21 protein-coding genes and 1 riboswitch are annotated in these 22,793 nt (G+C 71.2%); of the genes, 12 read left to right on the top strand and 9 right to left on the bottom strand.

Going from position 1 to position 22,793, the window contains the following annotated elements; translation table 11 throughout:
- Positions 1–13: 13 nt before the first annotated feature.
- Entirely contained in the window at positions 14–232 is a 219-nt protein-coding gene (locus tag HZU84_RS09775; RefSeq protein WP_149502154.1) for a heavy-metal-associated domain-containing protein, read from the bottom strand.
- 86 nt (positions 233–318) lie between these two features.
- Here HZU84_RS09775 and apaG point away from each other — a divergent pair, with 86 nt between their 5' ends.
- Positions 319–693, top strand: a complete 375-nt coding sequence (gene apaG, locus HZU84_RS09770; protein ID WP_149502153.1) for a Co2+/Mg2+ efflux protein ApaG — start codon at positions 319–321, stop codon at positions 691–693.
- Complete coding sequence (locus tag HZU84_RS09765) at positions 690–2,759, top strand: site-specific recombinase (RefSeq protein ID WP_244954383.1); 2,070 nt, start codon at positions 690–692, stop codon at positions 2,757–2,759. Before apaG ends, HZU84_RS09765 begins: the two co-directional genes overlap by 4 nt.
- A gap of 76 nt (positions 2,760–2,835) precedes the next feature.
- On the opposite strand, the gene HZU84_RS20525 is transcribed toward HZU84_RS09765, so the two are convergent.
- The gene (locus HZU84_RS20525) at positions 2,836–2,961 is read right to left on the bottom strand and encodes a hypothetical protein (protein WP_256365863.1); all 126 of its coding nucleotides are present in this window, start codon (positions 2,959–2,961) and stop codon (positions 2,836–2,838) included.
- On the opposite strand from HZU84_RS20525, the gene mltA reads away from it, so the two are divergent.
- On the top strand, positions 2,960–4,282 hold the full coding sequence (mltA, locus tag HZU84_RS09760; protein ID WP_244954382.1) for a murein transglycosylase A: 1,323 nt from the start codon (positions 2,960–2,962) through the stop codon (positions 4,280–4,282). The genes HZU84_RS20525 and mltA overlap by 2 nt on opposite strands.
- Positions 4,283–4,305: 23 nt before the next feature.
- Here mltA and HZU84_RS09755 read toward each other — a convergent pair whose 3' ends face one another.
- The 3 genes from HZU84_RS09755 to HZU84_RS09745 all read right to left on the bottom strand — a co-directional run bounded on the left by HZU84_RS09755 (position 4,306) and on the right by HZU84_RS09745 (position 7,270).
- Complete coding sequence (locus HZU84_RS09755; RefSeq protein WP_149502148.1) at positions 4,306–5,469, bottom strand: GGDEF domain-containing protein; 1,164 nt, start codon at positions 5,467–5,469, stop codon at positions 4,306–4,308.
- Positions 5,470–5,519: 50 nt separating this feature from the next.
- The gene (locus HZU84_RS09750) at positions 5,520–6,617 is read right to left on the bottom strand and encodes a GGDEF domain-containing protein (RefSeq protein WP_149502146.1); all 1,098 of its coding nucleotides are present in this window, start codon (positions 6,615–6,617) and stop codon (positions 5,520–5,522) included.
- 95 nt (positions 6,618–6,712) lie between these two features.
- Positions 6,713–7,270: an Lrp/AsnC family transcriptional regulator gene (locus tag HZU84_RS09745; protein WP_149502144.1), complete on the bottom strand. Its 558-nt coding sequence runs from the start codon at positions 7,268–7,270 to the stop codon at positions 6,713–6,715.
- Between the two features lie 152 nt (positions 7,271–7,422).
- On the opposite strand from HZU84_RS09745, the gene HZU84_RS09740 reads away from it, so the two are divergent.
- Both HZU84_RS09740 and HZU84_RS09735 read left to right on the top strand, forming a co-directional pair.
- Complete coding sequence (locus HZU84_RS09740; RefSeq protein ID WP_149502142.1) at positions 7,423–10,962, top strand: indolepyruvate ferredoxin oxidoreductase family protein; 3,540 nt, start codon at positions 7,423–7,425, stop codon at positions 10,960–10,962.
- 96 nt (positions 10,963–11,058) lie between these two features.
- Positions 11,059–12,432, top strand: a complete 1,374-nt coding sequence (locus HZU84_RS09735) for an esterase-like activity of phytase family protein (protein ID WP_149502140.1) — start codon at positions 11,059–11,061, stop codon at positions 12,430–12,432.
- Positions 12,433–12,445: 13 nt separating this feature from the next.
- Here the strand turns inward: HZU84_RS09735 and HZU84_RS09730 are convergent, their stop codons facing one another.
- Positions 12,446–12,949, bottom strand: a complete 504-nt coding sequence (locus HZU84_RS09730) for a 6,7-dimethyl-8-ribityllumazine synthase (RefSeq protein WP_149502138.1) — start codon at positions 12,947–12,949, stop codon at positions 12,446–12,448.
- 95 nt (positions 12,950–13,044) lie between these two features.
- Positions 13,045–13,225: riboswitch (FMN riboswitch) on the bottom strand.
- 152 nt (positions 13,226–13,377) lie between these two features.
- On the opposite strand from HZU84_RS09730, the gene HZU84_RS09725 reads away from it, so the two are divergent.
- Positions 13,378–14,493 (top strand): 6-carboxytetrahydropterin synthase, encoded by a 1,116-nt coding sequence (locus HZU84_RS09725; RefSeq protein ID WP_149502135.1) that lies wholly within the window; start codon positions 13,378–13,380, stop codon positions 14,491–14,493.
- Entirely contained in the window at positions 14,493–15,137 is a 645-nt protein-coding gene (gene queE, locus HZU84_RS09720) for a 7-carboxy-7-deazaguanine synthase (protein ID WP_149502133.1), read from the top strand. Before HZU84_RS09725 ends, queE begins: the two co-directional genes overlap by 1 nt.
- 42 nt (positions 15,138–15,179) lie before the next feature.
- On the opposite strand, the gene HZU84_RS09715 is transcribed toward queE, so the two are convergent.
- Positions 15,180–15,458, bottom strand: a complete 279-nt coding sequence (locus tag HZU84_RS09715) for a SlyX family protein (RefSeq protein WP_149502132.1) — start codon at positions 15,456–15,458, stop codon at positions 15,180–15,182.
- A gap of 264 nt (positions 15,459–15,722) precedes the next feature.
- Here HZU84_RS09715 and yfiR point away from each other — a divergent pair, with 264 nt between their 5' ends.
- From yfiR to yfiB, 3 genes are read left to right on the top strand one after another with little or no spacing between them, the layout of a single operon-like run.
- On the top strand, positions 15,723–16,256 hold the full coding sequence (gene yfiR / locus HZU84_RS09710; protein WP_180692870.1) for a regulatory sequestration protein YfiR: 534 nt from the start codon (positions 15,723–15,725) through the stop codon (positions 16,254–16,256).
- A complete protein-coding gene (gene dgcN, locus HZU84_RS09705) occupies positions 16,253–17,497 on the top strand; it encodes a diguanylate cyclase DgcN/YfiN (RefSeq protein WP_149502128.1) in 1,245 nt (414 codons plus the stop codon). Before yfiR ends, dgcN begins: the two co-directional genes overlap by 4 nt.
- A gap of 23 nt (positions 17,498–17,520) precedes the next feature.
- Positions 17,521–18,054: an outer membrane lipoprotein YfiB gene (yfiB, locus tag HZU84_RS09700; protein ID WP_149502126.1), complete on the top strand. Its 534-nt coding sequence runs from the start codon at positions 17,521–17,523 to the stop codon at positions 18,052–18,054.
- A gap of 18 nt (positions 18,055–18,072) precedes the next feature.
- Here the strand turns inward: yfiB and HZU84_RS09695 are convergent, their stop codons facing one another.
- Positions 18,073–19,806, bottom strand: coding sequence for an FMN-binding glutamate synthase family protein (locus HZU84_RS09695; protein ID WP_149502124.1), 1,734 nt, complete (start codon positions 19,804–19,806; stop codon positions 18,073–18,075).
- 239 nt (positions 19,807–20,045) lie between these two features.
- Here HZU84_RS09695 and HZU84_RS09690 point away from each other — a divergent pair, with 239 nt between their 5' ends.
- On the top strand, positions 20,046–21,794 hold the full coding sequence (locus HZU84_RS09690) for a methyl-accepting chemotaxis protein (protein WP_149502122.1): 1,749 nt from the start codon (positions 20,046–20,048) through the stop codon (positions 21,792–21,794).
- Between the two features lie 226 nt (positions 21,795–22,020).
- On the opposite strand, the gene HZU84_RS09685 is transcribed toward HZU84_RS09690, so the two are convergent.
- Complete coding sequence (locus tag HZU84_RS09685; protein WP_149502120.1) at positions 22,021–22,224, bottom strand: hypothetical protein; 204 nt, start codon at positions 22,222–22,224, stop codon at positions 22,021–22,023.
- A gap of 213 nt (positions 22,225–22,437) precedes the next feature.
- Between HZU84_RS09685 and HZU84_RS09680 the strand changes: the two genes are divergently transcribed.
- The gene (locus HZU84_RS09680; RefSeq protein ID WP_149502118.1) at positions 22,438–22,683 is read left to right on the top strand and encodes a DUF2789 family protein; all 246 of its coding nucleotides are present in this window, start codon (positions 22,438–22,440) and stop codon (positions 22,681–22,683) included.
- The last annotated feature ends 110 nt before the right edge of the window (positions 22,684–22,793 follow it).

Here is a 22,793-nt window from a genome sequence, read left to right as displayed (position 1 = left end):
TTCGGCGACAGCCTCAGGCCGGCAGGGCCGCCTCGAAGCCGGCGTCGTCGATCGCGGCCAGCAGCTGCTGCGGCGTGACCTGCGCGGCGTCGAAGCGCACGTTCGCCTCGCCGCGCTCCAGCGAGACCTCGGCGCGCTCGACGCCGGGCAGCGCCGACAGCACGCCGCTCACGCTGCGCACGCAGCCGCCGCAGCTCATGCCGGCAATCTTCAGGGTCAGTTCGGTGGACATCGCGATTCCTTTCACGGTCGATGGTCGGGTTGGGCCAGGAAATCATGAAACATGGGGATATTCCCATGGCGTCTATGATGCCCCGCATGCCCAAGCCCCAGTTCACCTGCACCGTCACGCCCGCGTATCTGGCCGAGCAGTCCGATGCCGCCCAGGGCGTCTATGCGTTCTCGTACACCGTCTCGGTGGTCAACACCGGCGATGTCGCCGGCCAGCTGATCGGCCGGCACTGGGTCATCGTCGATGGCGCGGGCCATGTCGAGCAGGTCCGCGGCCTGGGCGTCGTCGGCCACCAGCCGATGCTGCAGCCCGGCGAGCGCTTCGAGTACACCAGCTGGACCCGGCTGGCCACGCCGCGCGGGCGCATGCGCGGCACCTATTTCTGCATGACCGACGAAGCCCGCCCCTTCGAGGCCGAGATTCCCGAATTCGAGCTGTCGCAGGCTCACGCGCTGCATTGAAGGGGCTGCTGCAGACCCTGCGCGACTGGCGCAGCCCGAGCCCGTCGACCGACGGGGATCTCGGCACCCTGCTGGAGGCGGCCGACGCCCGGGCGCCCCGGCCGGAGCGGCATCTGTGGCTGATCCGTCTGGCCGAATGGCTGCGCCGGCCGCTCGGCCGCCAGGACACGCCCGCCGACAGCACCTCCGACCCGGCGCCGCTGCGCCGGCTCCGGCTGATGCTCGATGTGCTCGAGGCGCATCCCGAGCATGCGCGCCGGGTGCGCACGCTGCTGCAGTCGATCTTCGGCACGCTGGACGCCACCACGCTGCTGGCCGACTTCGGCTTCTCGCCGCGCTCGGGCTTCAGCAGCGAACTCGTGGAGCGGCTGCGCACCCGGCTGCTGCCGGCCACGCCCGACACCGGCGATCTCGGCCAGCTCTTCCAGATGGTGCTGCATGACGCCGGCGACGCCGCCTGGCTCGAGGCGATCGACGAGGCCACGCTGAAGCGCCTGGGCGCGCTGCTGCTCGACGAGCCGCAGACACGGCACTGGCGCGGCGCGCTCATCGATTCGGTGCAGATGCTCGCCAGCCAGATCCGCGCGGTGGCGCTGTCGGCGGCGATCCGGCCGCGGCTGGATCCGGCGCTGCTGGCCGACCGCCCCTTCTTCCAGCTGGCGCAGAGCGCCGCGCAGCTCGCCGAGGCCGAGGCGGCCGGCGACGGCGGCGCGCAGCTGCAGCAGATCCGCTACCTGCGCGCGCTGCTGTCGACCTGCCGGCGCGCGATCGACAGCGTGCGCGAGCATCTCGAGGAGCACGGCGTCTCGGTCGACATCGTCTTCCAGGTCGAGCAGGTCCACGAGCGCATCGACCGCATCGAGGCGCTGCTGGGCTGCCTGGCCTCGCCGGCGCCGGCGCGCGACTGGCAGTGGCTGCTGGCGCAGCTCGCCCGCGGCGTGCAGGGCCGGCGCAGCCTGGGCCGGCTGTTCTCTCACCACTACTCGATGCTGGCGCGCAAGGTGGCCGAGCGCAGCGCCGCCACCGGCGAGCACTACATCACCCGCAACCGCGCCGAATGGCTGGACATGCTGCTGCGCGCCTGCGGCGGCGGCCTGGTGATCGCCGGCACCACGCTGATGAAGTTCGCCATCGGCGCGCTCGGGCTGTCGGCCTTCTGGGGCGGCTTCTGGGCCGGCATGAACTACGCGGTCAGCTTCGTGATGGTGCAGCTGCTGCACTGGACGGTGGCGACCAAGCAGCCGGCGATGACCGCGCCGGCGATGGCCGCGCGGCTCGAGCATGTCGGCGACAGCGACGCGGCGATCGAGGACTTCGTCGACGAGGTCGCGCACCTGCTGCGCAGCCAGATCGCCGGCATCATCGGCAACCTGATGACGGTCATGCCGGTGGTGGTGCTGCTGCAGGCGATGGCCTGGCTGGTGCAGGATGCGCCGCTGATCGCCGACAGGACGGCGCACTACGCGCTGCACAACCTGACGCTGCTGGGGCCGACGCTGGGCTTCGCCGCCTTCACCGGCGTGCTGCTGTTCGCCTCCAGCCTGATCGCCGGCTGGGTGGAAAACGCCTTCGTCTTCCACCGCATCGACAGCGCGATCGCCTGGAACCCCGGCTTCGTGCGCTGGCTGGGGCCCGAGCGGGCGCAGCGCTGGTCGCGCTGGTGGCGCGCGAACATTTCCGGCATCGCCGCGAATGTCTCGCTCGGGCTGATGCTGGGCATCGTGCCGGTGCTGGCGGCCTTCTTCGGCCTGCCGATCGAGGTGCGCCATGTGACGCTGTCGGCCGGACAGATCGCCGCGGCGCTGGGCACGCTGGGCGTGCAGGTGCTGCAGGAGCCGGGCTTCTGGTGGTGCGTGGCCGCGATCCCGCTGACCGGCATGCTCAATGTGCTGGTGAGCTTCCTGCTGGCCTTCCGGTTGGCGCTGCGCTCGCGCGGGCTGAAGGTGCGCGAGCGCAGCCGCATTCATGCGGCGCTGCGCCGGCGGCTGCGCCAGGCGCCGGCCAGCTTCCTGTGGCCGACCGCGCAGGTCGAGCAGGCCGCGGCCGGGCGCGTGTCAGACCACTGAGCCCGGCGCATTTCCGGCCGCCCCGGACCGGGCGATCGCGCTACAGTCGCGGCGCGCTGCCGGGCGGGCTCGAGGCTCAGTCCTGCGACGGCGGCTTGTCGCGGCGACGCTCGCCGTCGCGGCGACCCGAGAACATCGTCCACCAGACGATGCCGACCAGCAGCAGCCCGGCCCCCAGTGCTTCGAGAATCAGCAGCGTCATGTCGTCCTCGTCCTTCCGATCCCGTTCCGTCGGCCTGTGCCGCGCGACCCTCCGGCCCCGCAGCGGGCTGTCCCTGGCCGCCGCGCTGATTCTAGGCACGCTGGCCGGCTGCGGCACCCCGCCGCGCCCGACCGACAGCGCGCCGCCGCCGCTGGAGATTCCGCCCTCGGTGCAGACGCCGCCGCCGCTGGCCAGCGATGCCGAGGTGCGCACCACCCCGCGCGGGCGCTGGGTGAAGGCCGAATGGCGCGACCTGCCCGGCTGGGATCAGGACACGCTGACCCTGGCCTGGCCGGCGCTGACGAAGAGCTGCGACAAGGCGCTGACCGCCGCCAACGGCGGCAACACCAGCGGCCGCGGCCTGGCCGCCGCCGCGGTGGCCACCGGCACCGTCGGCCTGAGCCCGTTTGCGGTCGCCTCGGCCTGGAATGCCACCTGCCGCGAGGTGCGCCGCATCGGCCCGACGCCCACCGAGGCGCAGGTGCGCCAGCTGCTGCAGCAGCGCCTGCAGCCCTGGCGCATCGAGAGCGCCGAGGGCCGGACCGACGGCCTGCTGACCGGCTACTTCGAGCCGCTGCTCGAGGCCAGCCGCACCCGCACCGCCCGCCACACCGTGCCGATCCATGCGATGCCGGCCGATCTGGCCAGCCGCAAGCCCTGGTACACCCGCGGCGAGATCGACAGCCTGCCGGCGGCGCAGGCCGCGCTCAAGGGGCGCGAGATCGCCTGGCTGGCCGATCCGATGGATCTGCTGCTGGTGCAGATCCAGGGCTCGGGCCGGCTGGCCTTCACCGCGCCGGACGGACAGCGCAGCATCACCCGCCTGGCCTTCGCCGGTCACAACGACCAGCCCTACCAGTCGGTCGGCCGCTGGCTGGTCGAACAGGGCGCCTTCACGCTGGAGCAGGCCAGCTGGCCGGCGATCCGCCAGTGGGCGCGCCAGAACCCGCAGCGCGTCAAGGAGATGCTGGCGGTCAACACCCGCTATGTCTTCTTCCGCGAGGAGCCGCTGCCCGATCCGTCGGTCGGCGCGGTCGGCGCGCAGGGCGTGCCGCTGACGCCGGGCCGCTCGATCGCGGTCGACAAGGACAGCATTCCCTACGGCACCCCGGTCTGGCTGGCCAGCACCGAACCGCAGCCCTGGAGCGCCACGCCGCCGGCGCCGCGCCCGCTGCAGCGCCTGGTGGTGGCGCAGGACACCGGCAGCGCCATCATCGGCGCGGTGCGGGCCGACTACTTCTGGGGCTGGGGTGATGGCGCCGAGGACCGCGCCGGCCGCACCAAGCAGCCGCTGCGCCTGTGGGCGCTGTGGCCGAAATGAGCACATGAGGCGCCGGGCGCGCGTCAGCCCAGCTCGGTGCGGCCGCGGCCGGCCTGCTTGGCGCGGTACATCGCCTGATCGGCGCGCTCGATGACCGCATCGAGATCCTCGGCGCCCCGGCACTCGCCGATGCCGGCCGAGAAACTCATCACCAGCACCGGCGAGACGCCCGGCAGCGGATGGCGCATCAGCCGTCGGCGCAGCCGGTCGACGCAGGCATGCGCCTGCTCCGGACGGGTTTCCGGCAGCAGCAGCAGGAACTCCTCGCCGCCCCAGCGGCCGACGATGTCGGTGCTGCCGCGCAGCTCGTCCTCGGCCAGCCGGGCGAAATGGCACAGCGCCCGGTCCCCGATCGGGTGGCCATGCTCGTCATTGATGCGCTTGAAGTGATCGATGTCGATCAGCGCGACCGACAGCGGCGCCTGCCCGGCACCGAACTGCCCGATGCGCTCGCGCAGCGTGCGCCGGTTGGGCAGGCCGGTCAGCTCGTCGCGGGTGGCCATCTCATGGATTCTGGCCAGCGCCTGACGCAGCTCCTCGCGCTGATCGGACAGGCGTCGGCGCAGCCGGCCGAAGCGGATCGTCAGGATGGCCACCGCGCCCAGCGCCAGCACCGCGATGCCGGCATGAATGATCTCGACTTCGGCCGGATAGCGCTGCGGCTCGCTGCGGTTGCACAGCACCATGACCACCGCCAGTTCCAGCCCGGCCAGCAGGGCCATCGCCCGCGCCTGGCCCGGACGCAGCACGAACATGCCGAAGGTCAGCACCACGATCAGCATCACCACCACCACGCCGCGGGCCTCGCCCAGCACCGCGTAGGCCCAGCAGACCTCGGTGATCGCGCAGACCATCTGCACCAGGGTCAGCGAGGGCTCGGGCGGGTGCAGCACCTCGTTCCAGCCGCTGCGGATCAGGAGATAGAGGCCGCCCGCGGTCGACAGGCTGAAGGCGGTCAGCGTGAACGCCCGGTCCGCCGCCGCCAGACCGAGCAGCACCGCCATCTGCAGGATCAGCGCGAACAGCAGGAAGACCCCGAGCGAGAGCAGGGTCTGCGACACCCGCACCCGCTGCCGTCCGGCCGGTCCGAGCACCAGCCGCATGAGCGCCTGCAGCACCGGATGCACCGGCGGCGGCACGCCTGCCACCACAGCGCTGGAAGAGGGGACGGGGAACGGCTCGGACATGCCGGCCTATCGACGCCCGTGCCGCCGACTTGACGGCGAGCCGCTCCGGCTCAGGCCAGCTCGGAGCGGTCGCGCCCGGCGGCCTTGGCGCGGTAGAGCGCCCGGTCGGCGCGCTCGATCGCGCTGTCGATGTCGCCCTGGCCCAGGCAGATGCCGACCCCGGCCGAGAAGGTGATGCGCAGGCCCGGCTCGACCTGGTCAAAGGGCTGCTGGCGCAGGCTCTCGCGCAGGCGCTCGACCGCCTGCAGCGCCGGCTCGGCCGCGGTGCCGGGCAGCAGCAGCAGGAACTCCTCGCCGCCCCAGCGCGCCATCACGTCGGCGCCGCGCAGTTCGGCCTCGATGCGCCGCGCAAAGCCGCGCAGCACCTCGTCGCCGGCGGCATGGCCGAGGCGGTCGTTGATCTGCTTGAAATGGTCGATGTCGAGCAGCGCCAGCGACAGCGGCGCCTTCAGCCGCGCATGGCGCGCGGTCTCGGTCAGCAGCAGCTCGCCCATCGCGCGGCGGTTGGGCAGGCCGGTCAGCTCGTCGCGGGTGGCGATCTCGCTGAGCTTCTCGAGCGCGCGCGCCAGCGCGGTGCGCTGATCGCGCAGGCGCTGGCGCAGCCGTGCCATGCGCAGCGACAGCAGCGTCACGCCGATCAGCACCAGCGCGGTCACGCCCAGGTGGACCGCCTCGACCTCGATGCGGTAGCGGAACGGGTCGGCCAGCGTCATCGCCCGCATCACCGTGGCCAGCATCAGCAGCGCGACGCCGGCCAGCACCAGCGCCTGACGGCGCTGCAGCGCGAACATCGAGAACATCACCACCACCGCCAGCAGCGCCAGCACCGCCCCGCGCGCCTGGCCGGTCACCGTGTAGACCCAGGTGGTCAGCAGCACGCCCAGCAGCGTCTGCGGCAGCGTCAGCGAGGGCTCGCAGCCACAGCGCAGCGCCAGCCGGCGGTTGAGGCCGCTGCGCATCAGCCCGTAGCCCAGCAGGCCGACCAGGCCCATCGCCAGCATCGGCGGCAGCACCCGGGCCCGATCCAGCAGCGCGGCCTCACCCTGGCTGCCCAGCCACAGCAGCAGCACCAGCGCCAGATAGCCACCCAGGCCGATCAGGCTCTGGGTGATGCGCCAGCGCTGCTGGCCTGGCGGACCCAGCAGCAAGGCGACAGCGCGGGAGGAAAAGGAATTCACGAAAAAATGGAAACATTGTGTTACCAGCGTGAATATTGAACGATTCCTGCCCCGCTGCCCATCCCTCAGGTCCGGCCACGCAAGTGCGTGAGTGGCAGATGCGTGAGCGGCCAGACCGAGCCGGCCGACTTGACCTCGCCGAGCGAGAAGCTGGTGTGCATGTCCTTGACGTTCGGCAGCTTGAAGAGTGTGTCCCGGGCCCATCGCGAGTACGCATCCAGATCGGTGGTGACCACCTGCAGCTCGAAGGTGCCGGTGCCGCTGATGTAGTGGCACGCCACCACCTCGGGCAGCGCGCGGATGCCATCCTCCAGGGCCTGTGTTGCTGCGGCGTTGTTTCGTTCTGCGTCGATGCGAACGAATGCAAAGACGCCCAGGCCGATTCGCCTTCTGTCGATTTCCGCACGGTAGCCGGTGATGTAGCCCTCCTCCTCGAGCCGCTTCACCCGCCGCCAGGTGGGGGCGGCCGACAGCCCGATGCGCGTGGCCAGTTCGGCGTTCGACAGCCGGCCGTCGCGCTGCAGCTCGCCCAGGATCGCGATGTCGTAGCGGTCCAGATCGATGCCCTCGGAGGTGCGGGTTATCCCTGAAATCGCGTTTTCCTGAATTTCTCTTTCTGACATTGGCTTTTCCGAGAAAGGAAGTTGCCCGGATTAGGCAACAGGCGCCATCGAAAGAAAACACCTCTCGGCGCACCCCTCCTAGACTGGCGGCATCGGCGCCGACCGGACACCCGCTCCATGCGCGCCCCCATTCACGAGATGGAGACCGCCTGATGAACGCCCCGCTGCCCGACGCCGTGCGCCGCGCCCTCGAGCACATCACGCTCGACGACAAGTACACCCTGGACCGCGGTCGCGCCTTCATGAGCGGCGTGCAGGCGCTGGTGCGGCTGCCGATGCTGCAGCAGCAGCGCGACCGCGCCGCCGGCCTGGACACCGCCGGCTTCATCAGCGGCTACCGCGGCAGCCCGCTGGGCACCTACGACCAGTCGCTGTGGGCCGCGAAGAAGCATCTGGCCGAGCACCGGATCGTCTTCCAGCCCGGCGTCAACGAGGAGCTGGCCGCCACCGCCGTCTGGGGCACGCAGCAGCTCGACCTGTTCCCGCAGACGAAAAAGCACGATGGCGTCTTCGGCATCTGGTACGGCAAGGGCCCGGGCGTGGACCGCTGCATCGATGTCTTCAAGCACGCCAACATGGCCGGCACCGCGCGCCACGGCGGCGTGCTGGCCATCGCCGGCGACGACCACATCGCCAAGAGCAGCACCGCCGCGCACCAGAGCGACCATGTGTTCAAGGCCTGCGGCATGCCGGTGTTCTTCCCGAGCACGGTGCAGGAGATCCTCGACCACGGCCTGCACGCGATCGCGCTGAGCCGCTACGCCGGCGTCTGGTCGGGCATGAAGACGATCCAGGAGGTGGTGGAGTCGTCGTCGTCGGTCAGCGTCGATCCGGACCGGGTGGACATCCTGCTGCCCGAGGACTTCCAGATGCCGCCCGGCGGCCTGCACATCCGCTGGCCGGATGCGCCGCTGGAGCAGGAGGCGCGGCTGATGGACCACAAGTGGTACGCCGCGCTGGCCTACATCCGCGCCAACCGGCTCAACCACAATGTCGTCGAGGGTCCGAACGACCGCTTCGGCCTGATCGCCAGCGGCAAGGCCTACAACGACCTGCGCCAGGCGCTGCACGACCTTGGCCTGGACGACGACACCTGCCGCGCGCTGGGCGTGCGGGTGCACAAGGTCGGCGTGGTCTGGCCGCTGGAGGCGAGCATCACCCGCCGGTTCGCGCAGGGCCTGCAGGAGATCCTGGTCGTCGAGGAAAAGCGCCAGATGATCGAGTACCAGCTCAAGGAGGAGCTGTACAACTGGCGCGCCGACGTGCGCCCGAACGTGCTGGGCAAGTTCGACGAGCCCGACGGCGACCAGAGCGGCGGCGAGTGGTCGATGCCCAACCCGAGCCAGAACTGGCTGCTGCGCGCCAAGGCCGACCTGACGCCGTCGATCATCGCGCGCGCGGTGGCCCGGCGCCTGAAGCGCCTGGGCGTGCCGGCCGACGTGGCCGCGCGCATGGACGAGCGGCTGCGCGTCATCGACGCACGCGAGCAGGCGCTGGCCGCCCAGGCCAAGACGCCGGTGGGCGAGCGCACGCCGTGGTTCTGCTCGGGCTGCCCGCACAACACCAGCACCCGGGTGCCGGAGGGCTCGCGCGCGCTGGCGGGCATCGGCTGCCACTACATGGCGACCTGGATGGACCGCGACACCGTCACCTTCAGCCAGATGGGCGGCGAGGGCGTGGCCTGGGTCGGCCAGGCGCCCTTCACCACCGACGCGCATGTCTTCGCCAACCTCGGCGACGGCACCTACTTCCACAGCGGCCTGCTGGCGATCCGCCAGTCGATCGCCTCGGGCGTCAACATCACCTACAAGATCCTCTACAACGACGCGGTCGCGATGACCGGCGGCCAGCGCGTCGGCGAGCGCCCGGAAGGCCACTCGGTGCCGCAGATCATGCAGACGCTGGTGGCCGAAGGCGTCGCGAAGCTGGTCATCGTCACGGACGATCCGGCCAAATACGCCGGCGTGGCGCTCTCGCCCGGCGTGACGGTCCACCACCGCGACGAGCTCGACGCGATCCAGCGCCAGTTCCGCGCGCTGAAAGGCACGACAGCGATCATCTACGACCAGACCTGCGCGACCGAGAAGCGCCGGCGCCGCAAGCGCGGCCTGATGGCCGATCCCGCCAAGCGCGTCGTCATCAACGAGGCGGTCTGCGAGGGCTGCGGCGACTGCTCGGTGCAGAGCAACTGCCTGAGCGTCGAGCCGGTCGAGACCGAGTTCGGCCGCAAGCGGCGCATCAACCAGAACTCGTGCAACAAGGACTTTTCCTGCGTGAAGGGCTTCTGCCCGAGCTTCGTCACCGTCGAGGGCGGGCAGCTCAGGAAGCCGCAGCGCCAGAAGAAGGGCGACCTGGCCGCGCTGCCGCCGCTGCCCGAGCCGGTGCTGCCGGTGGCCGAAAGCGCCTGGGGCATCGTCGTGGCCGGCGTCGGCGGCACCGGCGTCATCACCATCGGCCAGATCCTGGGCATGGCCGCGCACCTGGAGGGCAAGGGCGTGGTGACGCAGGACGCCGCCGGTCTGGCGCAGAAAGGCGGCGCGACCTGGAGCCACATCCAGATCGCCAACCGGCCCGAGGCGATCTTCACCACCAAGGTCGACACCGCGCAGGCCGATCTGGTCATCGCCTGCGATCCGCTGGTGGCGGCGCAGCGCCCGACGCTGGCGACGATGCAGCCCGGGCGCACCTGGGTGGCGCTGAACCGCCACGGCGCACCGACCGCCAGCCTGGTGCGCAACCCCGACTGGCAGTTCCCGGAGGCCGGCTGCGACAGCGCGCTGGAGCGGGCGGTCGGCGCGCAAGGCCTGGGCGCCTTCGATGCCGAGCAGGCCGCCACCGAGCTGCTCGGCGACTCGATCTACGCCAACCCGCTGCTGCTCGGCTACGCCTGGCAGCACGGCCGCATCCCGCTGGGCCGCGCCGCGATCCTGCGCGCGATGGAACTCAACGGCGTGCAGGTCGCCGCCAACCAGGCCGCCTTCGAATGGGGCCGGCGCTGCGCACACGATCCGTCGGGCGTGCGCAGCCTGTTCGCGGCGCAGAAGGTGATCCAGATCGTGCGCCGCCCCTCGCTCGACGAGACGATCGCACGCCGCACCGAGTTCCTCTCGGCCTACCAGAACGCCGCCTATGCCGAGCAGTACCGCGCCTTCGTCGCCCGGGTGCGCGAGGCCGAGGCGCCGCTCTCCAGCACCCGGCTGACCGAGACGGTCGCGCAGGGCCTGTTCAAGCTGATGGCCTACAAGGACGAGTACGAGGTCGCGCGGCTGCACGCCGATGCCGCCTTCGCCGCGAAGATCGGCGAGATGTTCGACGGCGAGGTGAAGCTGGTGCACCACTTCGCGCCGCCGATCCTGGGCAAGACCGACGCACAAGGCCGGCCGGTCAAGCAGGCCTTCGGGCCGTGGATGCACAAGGCGCTGCCGTGGCTGGCGAAGCTGAAGTTCCTGCGCGGCACGGCGTTCGATCCGTTCGGCCGCACCGAGGAGCGCCGCACCGAGCGTGCGCTGATCCAGCAGTACCGTGCCAGCGTCGAGGCGCTGCTGGCGCGGCTCTCGAAGGAGCGGCTGGACACCGCGGTCGAGATCGCCCGGCTGCCGCTGGAGATCCGCGGCTTCGGGCATGTGAAGGCGGCGAATCTGGAGAAGGTGCGGGCGAAGTGGGCTGCACTCGAGGCTGGCGGCCGGGGCTGAAGCGCCGGCCGGCGTGACCGGTGTGCGCCGGTCACGCCCCTTTCACGCCTGCTGCCTAGCATCCGGCGCATTCCCACCGCCTCACCGGATGCGCCGATGTCCCTGCTGTCCCGCCTCGTCGCCCTCGCCTGCCTGGGCGCTGCCACCCTGACCGCGCAGGCCCAGACCGAAGTGACCGCCGTGCTGGCCGGCCACGCGCTGCTGCCGCACGACACCACGGTGGCCGCGCCGCTTGACGCCGGCGCCTTCTTCACCACGGCCGGCAAGTTCACCGCGCCGAGCAGGCTGCGCACCGAGACGCTCGGCGCCATCGCCGCCAGCACCTTCGTCGGCGATCCGAAACATCCGCGCGCGTCCGGCGGCACGCTGCCGGTGCGCGGCCAGTCGGTGCAGGGCTTCTCGGCCATCGTCTCGCTGGGCGGCGACCGCTTCCTGGCGATGACGGACAACGGCTTCGGCGGTAAGGTCAACTCGCAGGACGCGCTGCTGATGGTGCATCGCCTGAAGATCGACTGGGCGACCGGCCGGGTGCAGCGCGAGCACACCACCTTCCTGCGCGATCCGCAGCGGCGCATCCCGTTCGCGATCCAGAACGAGGCCACCCGCGAGCGCTACCTGACCGGCGCCGACCTCGACATCGAATCGCTGCAGCAGGTCGGCGACGAGTGGTGGATCGGCGACGAGTTCGGCCCCTACGTGATCCGCTTCGACGCGCAGGGCCGCGCGCTCGGCCTGATCGAGACGCAGGTCGGCGACAGGACCTACCGCAGCCCGGACCACTACCTGCAGGGCCGCCTGCCGAACTACCCCGGCGAGGCCGGCGGCTGGGAGGTGCGCCGCTCGGGCGGCTTCGAGCCGATGGCCAAGTCGCCGGACGGCCGCCGGCTCTACCCGATGTTCGAGTGGCCGCTGTGGGACACCGCCACGAAGGCGCAGGAAAGCCAGGAGGGCCGGCCGCACACGCGCATCCTCGAACTCGACGTCGCCAGCCAGCGCTACACCGGCCGGCAGTGGAAATACCGCTTCGAGGCCGCCGGCAACGTCGCGGCCGACTTCCAGCTGCTCGACGCCACGACCGGTCTGGTGATCGAGCGCGACGACGCGACCGAGGGCGCCGGCCCGGGCTGCCCGGACGAGCCGCGCACCGACTGCTTCACCCGGCCGGCGAAGTTCAAGCGCATCTACAAGATCGACCTGGCCCAGGCGGACGCCGACGGCTTCGTGAAGAAGATCGCCTTCATCGACCTGACGAAGATCGCCAACCCGAAGCGCCTGGCCCATGCCGGCCCGAACGAGGACGTGTTCGTGCTGCCGCACCTGGGCCCGGAGGGGCTGACGCGGGTCGACGCGCGCCACATCGTCGTCGTCAACGACAACAACTTCCCGTTCTCGTCGGGCCGCCGCCTGGGCAAGCCGGACGACAACGAGCTGACGCTGCTCGACATCGGCGCGCTGGTCGACGCGAAGTAAGGCGGGCCGAGCCTCAGCGCGCCGTCAGCGTCGACACCCGCTGGTGCAGCGCGACCGTCTGCAGCGTGGCGCGCGCGGCCTCCTGGCCCTTGATGACGAAATGCGCGGTGAACCACTCGCGGTGGGTGGCGTGCTCGTGGAACTGGTGCGGGGTCAGCACCGCCGAGAGCACCGGCACGCCGCTGTCGAGCTGCACGCGCATCAGGCCGTCGATCACCGCGGTGGCGACGAAGTCGTGGCGGTAGACGCCGCCGTCGACCACCAGGCCGAAGGCGACGATGGCGTCGTAGTGGCCGGACTCGGCCAGGCGGCGCGCCAGCAGCGGGATCTCGAAGGCGCCGGGCACGTCGAAGTGCTCGACCGCCTCGGCGGCGACGCCGCTGCGGCCCAGCTCGGCGACGAAGGCGTCACGCGCCTGATGGACGATGTCGGTGTGCCAGGAGGCGCTGATGGCCGCGATGCGGCGCACGCCGGCGGCAGCGGAGGAAGAAGCAAGGGAAGCAGTGGACTGATTCATGGTGAGCGAAACGGGCTCGAGGCCCGGGACACGGAGGCCAGAATCAGGGCGCAGGAACGCGCCGACGCCGCTGCGGTCAAGGCAGCGGCGCCGAGCGCGGTTCTCTTTCATCCGGACTGTGACCGTCGGCTCCGGAATCGCACCGGATCTGCTGACCCCGGCGGCCACCAGGACGGCTGCCGGGCGCTCGCGGGCTTGACGGCCGGCCCGACCCCGAAGGACCGCGCCGGCCGGCTGACCGCCGGTGGGGACTTCCACCCCGCCCTGAGAACGCAGGCGCCGCACTCGTGTCGGCTTCTGCAGGCTTCTTGCAGATTCAGATCACGGAACGGCACCGGGAAGCGAGTGTAGCCGCGTCAAACCGTCCCGGCTGTCGCCAAGGTCGGCCCGGACGGCGACAATCACGCCCTGCATTGCCGTCCTGCCCCATGTCCCCACGCTCCTTCCATTCCGCCTCGGCCGGCTTCGAGGCCGCGCTGCATGTCGATCTGCTGCCCGAGGGCCACCGCTCGCGCCGGCTGCACGGCCACAGCTTCTTCGCCGCGGTGCGCGCCGAGCTGCCCGCGGGCTGGGCGCCCTTCGCCGGCGGCGAGGTCGCCGAACTGCAGCGCCGCATGGAGGCCTGCTGCGCGCCGCTCGACTACGCGCTGCTCAACCAGGTCGAGGGCCTGGGCGCGCCGACCGACGAGAACATCGCGCGCTGGATCCGCCGCCGCCTCGAGGGCGAGTTCGGCGTGCCCGGCATCGAGCAGGTCGGCGTGCAGAGCACCGCGCACACCGGCGTCGACCTCGACCGCGCCGGCCACGCCCACCTGTGGCGGCGCTACCGCTTCCAGGCCGCGCACCGCCTGCCCAACGTGCCGGCCGGCCACAAGTGCGGCCGCATGCACGGCCACGGCTTCGAGGTGATCCTGCATGCCGATCAGGACATCGGCGAGAGCGACTACGGCCTCGACTACGACCGCATCGACGACATCTGGGCGCCGCTGCACTTCGAGCTGAACTACCAGTGCCTCAACGAGATCGAGGGCCTGGAGAACCCGACCAGCGAGGTGATCTCGGCCTGGCTGTGGCACCGGCTCAAGCCCCTGCTGCCCGAGCTGTCCTGGGTCACCGTCTACGAGACGGGATCGTGCGGCGCCAACTTCGACGGCCAGAACTACCGCATCTGGAAGGAGATGACCTTCGACAGCGCGATCCGGCTGAAGCACGCGCCCGAGGGCAGCCCGCTGCGCGGCATCCACGGCCACACCTGGGCGCTGCGGCTGCACCTGAACGCGCCGCTGGACGCGGTGATGGGCTGGACGGTCGACTTCGGCGACGTCAAGGCGCTCTTTGATCCGGTCTTCAAGGCCATCGACCACCGCCCGCTGTTCGAGAACGAGGCCATCGACGACGGCGACTCGCTCTCGCTGGCGCGCTGGGTGCTGGCACAGGGGCGCGCGGTGCTGCCGCAGCTCGACCGCATCGATGTCTACGAGACCCGCGGCAATGGCGCCATCGTGCTGGCCAGCGCCCGCGCCGACGAACTGGTGCCCGTCTGATGAGCTACGCGGTCAAGGAAATCTTCTACACGCTGCAGGGCGAGGGCGCGCAGGCCGGCCGCGCGGCGGTGTTCTGCCGCTTCGCCGGCTGCAACCTCTGGAGCGGGCGCGAGAGCGACCGCGCCGCGGCGGTCTGCACCTTCTGCGACACCGACTTCGTCGGCACCGACGGCCAGAACGGCGGCAAGTTCGCCGGCGCCGATGCGCTGGCCGACGCGGTGGCGGCGCGCTGGCCGGGTGGCGTCGCGGGCGCGGCCGGGCGGCCCTATGTGGTGTGCACCGGCGGCGAGCCGCTGCTGCAGCTCGACGACGCGCTGGTCGAGGCCTTTCACGCGCGCGGCTTCGAGGTCGCGGTCGAGACCAACGGCACGCAGCCCGCACCCGCGGGCCTGGACTGGATCTGCGTCAGCCCCAAGGCCGACGCGCCGCTGCTGCTGACCGCCGGCGACGAGCTCAAGCTCGTCTACCCGCAGCCGCTGGCGCTGCCCGAGCGCTTCGCCGGCCTGGCCTTCGACCATTTCTTCCTGCAGCCGATGGACGGCCCCGAGCGGCTGGCCCACACCCGCGCCGCAACCGACTACTGCATGGCCCACCCGCAATGGCGCCTGGGCGTGCAGATGCACAAGATCGTCGGCATCGAGTGAGGCGGCGGAGTGAGGCGCGGGCCGTGACGGCTCGCCTCAGCCTCACCAGTGCGGCGGGATCTCGTCGCGCGGGTCACGCGCACCGGCTCCGCCCGAGGCGGCGGCATTCTCGCCCAGCTGGCGGTTCAGCCGCGCCACCTCACGCACCAGCAGGTCGATCTGCTGCTGGCGCGCCACCACCTCGTTGAGGTGGTCGAGCAGGTCGTCGGCATAGCTGGCCTTGATCTCCAGCTCGGTCAGGCGGGTGTCGGTGTCGGGCACGGACAGGCCGCAGGCCTGGGCGGCGGAGGCGGATTCGGCGCGGGAGGAATCGATCGTCATCCCGCGATTGGACCCGATTCGCCACAACCTTCTGCGCGACCACAGCGCACTCGCGAAGGTCAGCGTCAGAACCGCTTGACACAACTTTTCGATTTCCACCGCTCATCCGAAGCCACTAGGATCAAAACGGTACCGCGTGAATAATTCACGGAACAAATCGCGCTTTCGGCTCCGCTACCGGCTTGCGGCGGATGTGCCGGCGTTCTTGCAGATCGAGAATCCGCCGCGCCCACCCTGACCGGGAAACGTCTCGAGGAACTTGTCTTGCGTCGCCTGACGACCCCGCCGATCTCCCTGCTTGCCGCGCTGATCGGCGTGGTCTGGCCGCTGCACGCGCCGGGCCAGCCGGTGCTCGGCGTGGCCGACGCGGTGGCGGGCATCGTCGGCCATGTGCGCTGGCCGGGCGGTACGCGGGCGGTGCAGCTGTGCGTCAGCAACACCAGCCTGCATGCGGCCGATCTGGGCCGGCTGCATGAGGAGGTGCCGCCGGGCCGGCTGCTGCCGGTGCGCACGCTGCCCGCCGGGGCCGAGCTGCCCGGGGGCTGCGACGCGATCTATCTGGGCAGCGGCCCCGGCGCCGAGGCGGCGCTGCCCCGGCTGGCCGGGCTGCCGGTGGTGACCATCGGCGAGGGTGCGGCCTTCTGCTCGCGCGGCGGCATGTTCTGTCTGGTGCCGCGCGGCAGCACGCCCGGCCTGCGGCTCGAGCTCAATCTGGACATCGTCGCGCGCAGCGGCCTGAAGGTGCATCCGCAGGTGCTGCGCCTGGGCCAGCCCCGTGCAGAGGGGAGCGGCTCATGACAGCGCGTCCGACGCTGGCGGGCATGCTGCGACGCGGCCACTGGCAGGTGGCCTCGGTCACGCTGCTGCTGTTCGGGCTGCTGCTGGGCGTGATCGGCCATGCGGTGCTGGGCTCGATGCAGGCGCGCCATCTGGAGCTGCTGGCGCGCACCACCGGCTACTCGATCGAGGCGGCGGTGGTCTTCCGCGACCTCGACACCATTCATGAGGTGCTGCGGCCGATCGTGCAGCGCGAGCGGCTCGGCCGGCTGCAGGTGCGGCTGCCCAACGGCCAGCTGCTGACCGAGCTGCAGCCACCGGAGCCGACCGGACTGGCCGCGCTGCAGGCCCGGATCGGCCGCTGGCTGATGCCCGGCCGGGCCGAGGCGCCGGTGCTCGACGGCAGCGGCCGCGTCATCGCCCGGGTCGAGCTCGACAGCGAGGGCAGCGACTTCATCCAGCTGCTGCTGTGGGGCAGCGGCGCCGGCCTGCTGTGCGTGCTGCTGACGCTGGGCGTGGCCTCGCTGATGACACGCCGGCTCGAGCGCTCGATCGTCGAGCCGATCGACCGGCTGGCGGCGCTGACCCGCTCGATCCGCTGCGAGCGCGCCTTCGACCGGCGCGCGCCGGCCGCACCGATCGCCGAACTGAATGCCTTGGGCGAGGACTTCAACGCGATGCTGGCCGAGATCGACGCCCACCATCGCCATCTGCAGCAGGACCGCGACAGCCTGTCGCAGCGCGCCTGGCACGACCCGCTGACCGGCCTGGCCAACCGGGCGCACTTCGAGCAGCGCCTGGAGCAGGCGCTTCAGGTGTCGCTGCAGCAGGGCCAGACCTTCGGCGTGCTCTATCTGGATGCCGACGGCTTCAAGGCGGTCAACGACACCGCCGGCCATGCCGCCGGCGACCGGCTGCTGGTGCAGATGGGCGAGCGGCTGCGCGCGGTGGTGCGCGAGGACGATCTGGTCGCCCGGCTCGGCGGCGACGAGTTCGCGGTGCTGCTGCAGCCGCTGCGCCAGGTCGACGATGCACGCCGCATCGCGCGCGAGATCGGCCGGGCCATGCAGCAGCCCTTCGACCTCGGCGCGTCGGGCTGCTTCCGCTGCGGACTGAGCGCGGGCATCGCGACCTTCCCGCAGGACGGCGACACGATTCCGGCGTTGCTCGACACCGCCGACCGCGCGATGTATCGCGCCAAGCAGGCCGGACGGCAGCATCGCCGGCCCCTGAGCGGCCGCCCCGAAGGCGCCGCGACCTGACCTGCTCTCCAGGAGAAAAGAAGATGTCCTCGCTCCCCCTGCCCGCCCGGACCTCGCGACGGCGGATGATGGCCCTGGGCCTGACGCTGGCCGCACTGGTCAGCGGCTGCGCGACGCCGCCGCCGCCCCCGCCGCCTGCGCCCGCGCCGAAGTTCACCCCCGAGCAGGTGCGCACGATGCGCGACCTCGGCTTCGTCGAGACCGACGAAGGCTGGACGCTGAGCATGGGCAGCCGCGTGCTGTTCGGCTTCGGCGCCGACCGGCTCGGTCCGGACGAGGTCGGGACGGTGGCCCGGCTGACCGACTCGCTGATCAAGGTCGGCCTGACGCGGGTGAGGGTCGAGGGCCACACCGACAGCATCGGCGACGCCACGGTCAACCAGCGCCTGTCTCTGCGCCGCGCCGAGGTCGTGGCGCGCGAGATGGAGTCGCGCGGCTTCCCGGCCGCCGGCCTGCAGGTGCGCGGCCTGGGCGCGGCCCGCCCGATCGCAGACAACGCCACCGAGGCCGGCCGGACGCAGAACCGCCGCGTCGCGGTGATCGTGCTGAGCGACTGACGGCGGACGCGGCGCGGCTCAGCGGCCGGCGCTCTCCGCAACCGGGTGCAGCGGCACGACCCGGCGCGGCAGCGCGCCGACCGTCCGGTGCGGCGCGGCACCTTCGGTCTGGGCCGGCTGGAAACTGTCGGCGCGTGCGATCGGCCAGTAGACCCGGTAGACGTTGTGCGGCCAGTCGCCCTCGCCGCGGGCGGCGGCCAGCAGCTCGCCCGGCTCGAGGAAGCAGAGCTGGTTGCGCAGCAGCCGCACCTGGTCGTTGGCGACGCGGCGCACGATGTGCGCGGCCGTGATCTCGCCCGGATGGCGCAGACCGGCGGCCTGCACCAGCTCCTGCAGCGCGTGCAGCGTGTTGCGGTGGTAGCGCGCCACCCGCTCGATCTTGTCGGGCACCACCAGCGCCTGCTGGCGCTGCGGATCCTGGGTCGCCACGCCGGTCGGGCAGGCGCCGGTGTGGCAGTGCTGGGCCTGGATGCAGCCCAGCGCGAACATGAAGCCGCGCGCCGAGTTGCACCAGTCCGCGCCCAGCGCCATCGCGCGGGCGATGTCGAACGCGCTGACGATCTTGCCCGAGGCGCCCAGCCGGATGCGATCGCGCAAGTTCAGGCCGACCAGCGTGTTGTGCACCAGCAGCAGCCCCTCCTGCAGCGGCGCACCGACATGGTCGGAAAACTCCAGCGGCGCCGCGCCGGTGCCGCCCTCGGCGCCATCGACGACGATGAAGTCGGGCGTCAGGCCCGTCTCCAGCATCGCCTTGCAGATCGCGAACCATTCCCAGGGATGGCCGATGCAGAGCTTGAAGCCGACCGGCTTGCCGCCCGAGAGCCGGCGCAGCCGCGACAGGAAGAGCAGCAGCTCGACCGGCGTGCCGAACTCGGTGTGCGCCGCCGGCGACACGCAGTCCTCGCCCACCGCCACGCCGCGGGTCTCGGCGATCTCCGGCGTGACCTTCGGGCCGGGCAGCACGCCGCCGTGGCCCGGCTTGGCGCCCTGCGACAGCTTGATCTCGATGAGCCTGACCTGTGGCGAGGTGGCGTTGGCGACGAACTTCTCCTCGCTGAAGCGGCCCTGCGCGTCGCGGCAGCCGAAGTAGCCCGAGCCGATCTCCCAGACCAGATCGCCACCGTGGCTGCGGTGATAGGCGCTGATCGAGCCCTCGCCGGTGTCGTGCATGAAGCCGCCCTTCTTCGCGCCGCCGTTGAGCGCGAGGATGGCGTTGGCGCTGAGCGCACCGAAGCTCATCGCCGAGATGTTGAAGACGCTGGCGCTGTAGGGCTGCAGGCAGTTCGGCCCCCCGATCAGCACCCGGAAGTCGTGCGAATCCAGCGTCGTCGGCGCCAGCGAGTGGTTGATCCACTCGTGGCCCTCGGCATGCACATCGACCTGCGTGCCGAAGGGGCGCTTGTCCGGATCGCCCTTGGCGCGCTGGTAGACCAGCGAGCGCTGCTGGCGCGAGAAGGGCGCGGCCTCGTTGTCGCTCTCGATGAAGTACTGGCGGATCTCCGGCCGGATGAACTCGAGCCAGTAGCGCATGTGGCCCAGCACCGGGTAGTTGCGCAGCACCGAGCGCTGGGTCTGGCGCAAGTCGCGCAGCCCCAGCAGCGTGCCGGCGCTGCCGACCAGCAGCAGCCACGGTCCGGCGCCATGACCCTGCCACCAGCCCAGCGCGCCCAGCAGCGCCGCGAACATGAGTCCCACCAGCGTCAGATAGCGCACGGGGACCAGACGATCGATCTTCATCAGCCAGGACAGCATGGCAGCGACTCCTTGTTCCGGGTCTTGCACAGACTGGCGATGCTCGGCGCACTGCGCCGGACCCAAGGGCGGAATTGAGCCCTGTCAATCCGGCAGTTGCTGTCCTGCCCGCCTTCTTGCTGCCTCAAGTCGGCAGCAGGAATACCGATGCCGATTCATGCAGAAAGCGGCCGAGCTGTGGGGCCGAAGAAATGCGCAACCGACCCATCCCGCCGACTCAAGCCATCGCGGTACTGCACATGAACACCCAGATCCCGATCAAGAAGACTTCCCTCAACCGGCGCCTGTGGCTGCCGACCGTCCTGGCGGCGGTGGTGATCGGCGTCGTCGCGGTGACCGTGAGTCTGCAGACCCGCGACAACATCGAGGCCGGCCGCCAGATCGAGGGTGAACTGAACGAGCGCCTGGAGCGCGCCGCACGCTGGGCCGCGCTGACCGAGGCCAATGCCGCACGCGGCATGACCGTGCTGGCCAGCACCGACACCAGCCTGGGCGGGAAGGTCAAGGCCGACATGGAGGCCACCTCGGCACGCATCACCGAGATCCAGAAGAGCATCGAGGCCGCCGTGCAGCTGCCCGAGGAAAAGGCCGCACTGGCCCGGGTGGCCGACACCCGCAAGACCTACATCGACCTGCGCAAGCAGCTCACCGCCGCGCAGTCGGCCGGCGAGAGCATCGACGAGGCCCGCCTGCGCGGCCTGCGGGACCGCCTTGCCGACTACCTCGGCGCCCAGCAGGCCTTCGTGCAGACGCAGAAGGCGCAAGTGGAGGCCTTCGCCAACACGGTGGCCAGCTCGCGCATGACCACGGTGCAGATCGTCACCGGGATGATGCTGGGCCTGGTCGCGCTGCTGCTGCTGTCGACCTGGCGCATGTCGCGCTCGATCCTGCAGCCGATCCGCGAGGCGATCGACACCACCGAACGCATCGCCGGCGGCGACCTGACCGCACAGATCGATACCCGCCGCAGCGACGAGCTCGGCGACCTGATGCGCGGGCTCGAGCGCATGACCGCCTCGCTGCGCCAGCTCGTCGGCGAGGTGCGCGGCAGTGCCGGCACCCTGAAGACCGCCAGCACCGAGATCGCCGCCGGCAACCTCGACCTGTCGCAGCGCACCGAGCAGACCGCCAGCAACCTGCAGGACACCGCCGGATCGATGGGCGAGCTGACGCAGACGGTGCACCAGAGCGCCGAGGCCGCCGAGGAGGCCAACCGCCTGGCCAGCTCGGCCGCGGCGGCCGCCGAGCGCGGCGGTCAGGTGGTCAGCCAGGTGGTCAGCAACATGCAGGAGATCTCCTCGTCGAGCCGGCGCATCGGCGACATCATCGGCGTGATCGACGGCATCGCCTTCCAGACCAACATCCTGGCGCTGAACGCGGCGGTGGAGGCCGCACGCGCCGGCGAGCAGGGCCGCGGCTTCGCGGTCGTCGCCAGCGAGGTGCGCAACCTGGCGCAGCGTTCGGCCGCGGCCGCACGCGAGATCAAGACGCTGATCCAGGCCTCGACCGGCACCGTCGACCAGGGCGCGCGTCTGGTCGAGGAGGCCGGCCAGGCGATGGACGAGCTGGTCGGCTCGGTGCAGCGCGTCTCCGAGATGATCGGCCGCATCACCGCCTCGGCCGCCGAGCAGAACAGCGGCATCCAGCATGTCAACCACGCGATCAGCCACCTCGACGAGATGACGCAGCGCAACGCGGCGCTGGTCGAGGAGAGCGCGGCCGCTGCCGACGGCCTGCGCGAGGAAGCGGCCCGGCTCGATGCCGCCGTGCAGCGCTTCCGCATCGACATGAGCCAGACGGCAGCACCGGTCGCCGCCGCCCGCCCGAGCAGCCCGGCGCCGGCCAGCGCGCCGCGCCCGGCCAGCCCCCGTTCGGCGGCGCCCCGGCCGGCACCCGCCCCGCGTGCCACGGCCCCCACGCCTGCACCGGCCCCGGCGCCGGTGGCCGCCACCAGTGGCAACGCAGTGGACAACTGGGAAAGCTTCTGATGGCGCGGGGGGGCACCCCCTGCCGATTTACCTGCTACACCGTCTTCATGCTCGGCAGCGGCAGCAGCGTGACCGGCGCGCTGCGCAAGGAGCGCTGAGCCCGTCAGGCGAAAAAAAGGCCGGCATGAGGGGGGTCATGCCGGCCGACTCCCTGGGTGAATGGGATTCGAGGAGGTCAACGGGAATCGGTCGGGGGAACAGTCTCCCCGGAGGACAGGCTTCGGACTCAGGCCGTGAACCAGCCGTCGAGCAGCGGCGCCGAGGGCAGCCCAGGCGCATCGCCACAGGACAGGAACGGCAAGAAAGGCAGCGCAGCCTCGTAGCCGAGCTCGCTGCTCGGGGCGCGGCGCATGTCCGAGAACGAAGGAGCCTGGTGCGCGGCATCCGCCTTCAGCAGAAATTCGGTACGGGCTTCGGCATGGGCATTCATCGCTGGGGCTCCTTTCTGTCCTGGGGCCATTGTGTCGAGCCGCCCCGGCCGGCCCCATCGGCGCGCATGCCGGACGGATGTAGGACAGATCCGACAGCGTAGGACTGCCCTGACGGCGCGGCGCGGCGCGCGCCGATTCAGCCCCCCCGGAGCAAGGTGCACACTGGATTCGTCCCTCCAGTCCAACCCGACGCCCAGGAGTTCCCGCCCATGATGCAGAACCATCTCCGCACGCTGCCCGAGCTGTTTGCCCAGCTCGGTCTGGACGAGACGCCCGAAGAGTTCGTGCGCCGCCATGCGCCACTGGCCCCGGACGTCGCGCTCGAGGAGGCGCCCTTCTGGAGCGACGCGCAGAAGGCCTTCCTGGCCACCGAGCTGGCGCGCGACGCCGACTGGGCGATCCTGATCGACCGCCTCGACGCGCGGCTGCGCGATGCGCCGGATCTGCCGATGCACTGAGTTCCGCTCTCCTGTTTGCTCTCTCCGGTCTGTTCCTGTCTGTCACGGGTGCTGTCACAGCCTCTTCGAGCCACCTTCGCGGTGGCTCTTTTTTTGCCGCTCGCCGCCTG

Source organism: Sphaerotilus sulfidivorans, assembly GCF_013426975.1.
Lineage (GTDB): Bacteria > Pseudomonadota > Gammaproteobacteria > Burkholderiales > Burkholderiaceae_C > Sphaerotilus > Sphaerotilus sulfidivorans.
Note: the sequence above shows the minus strand (reverse complement) of the source record. Positions and strands in the feature narration are given on the sequence as shown.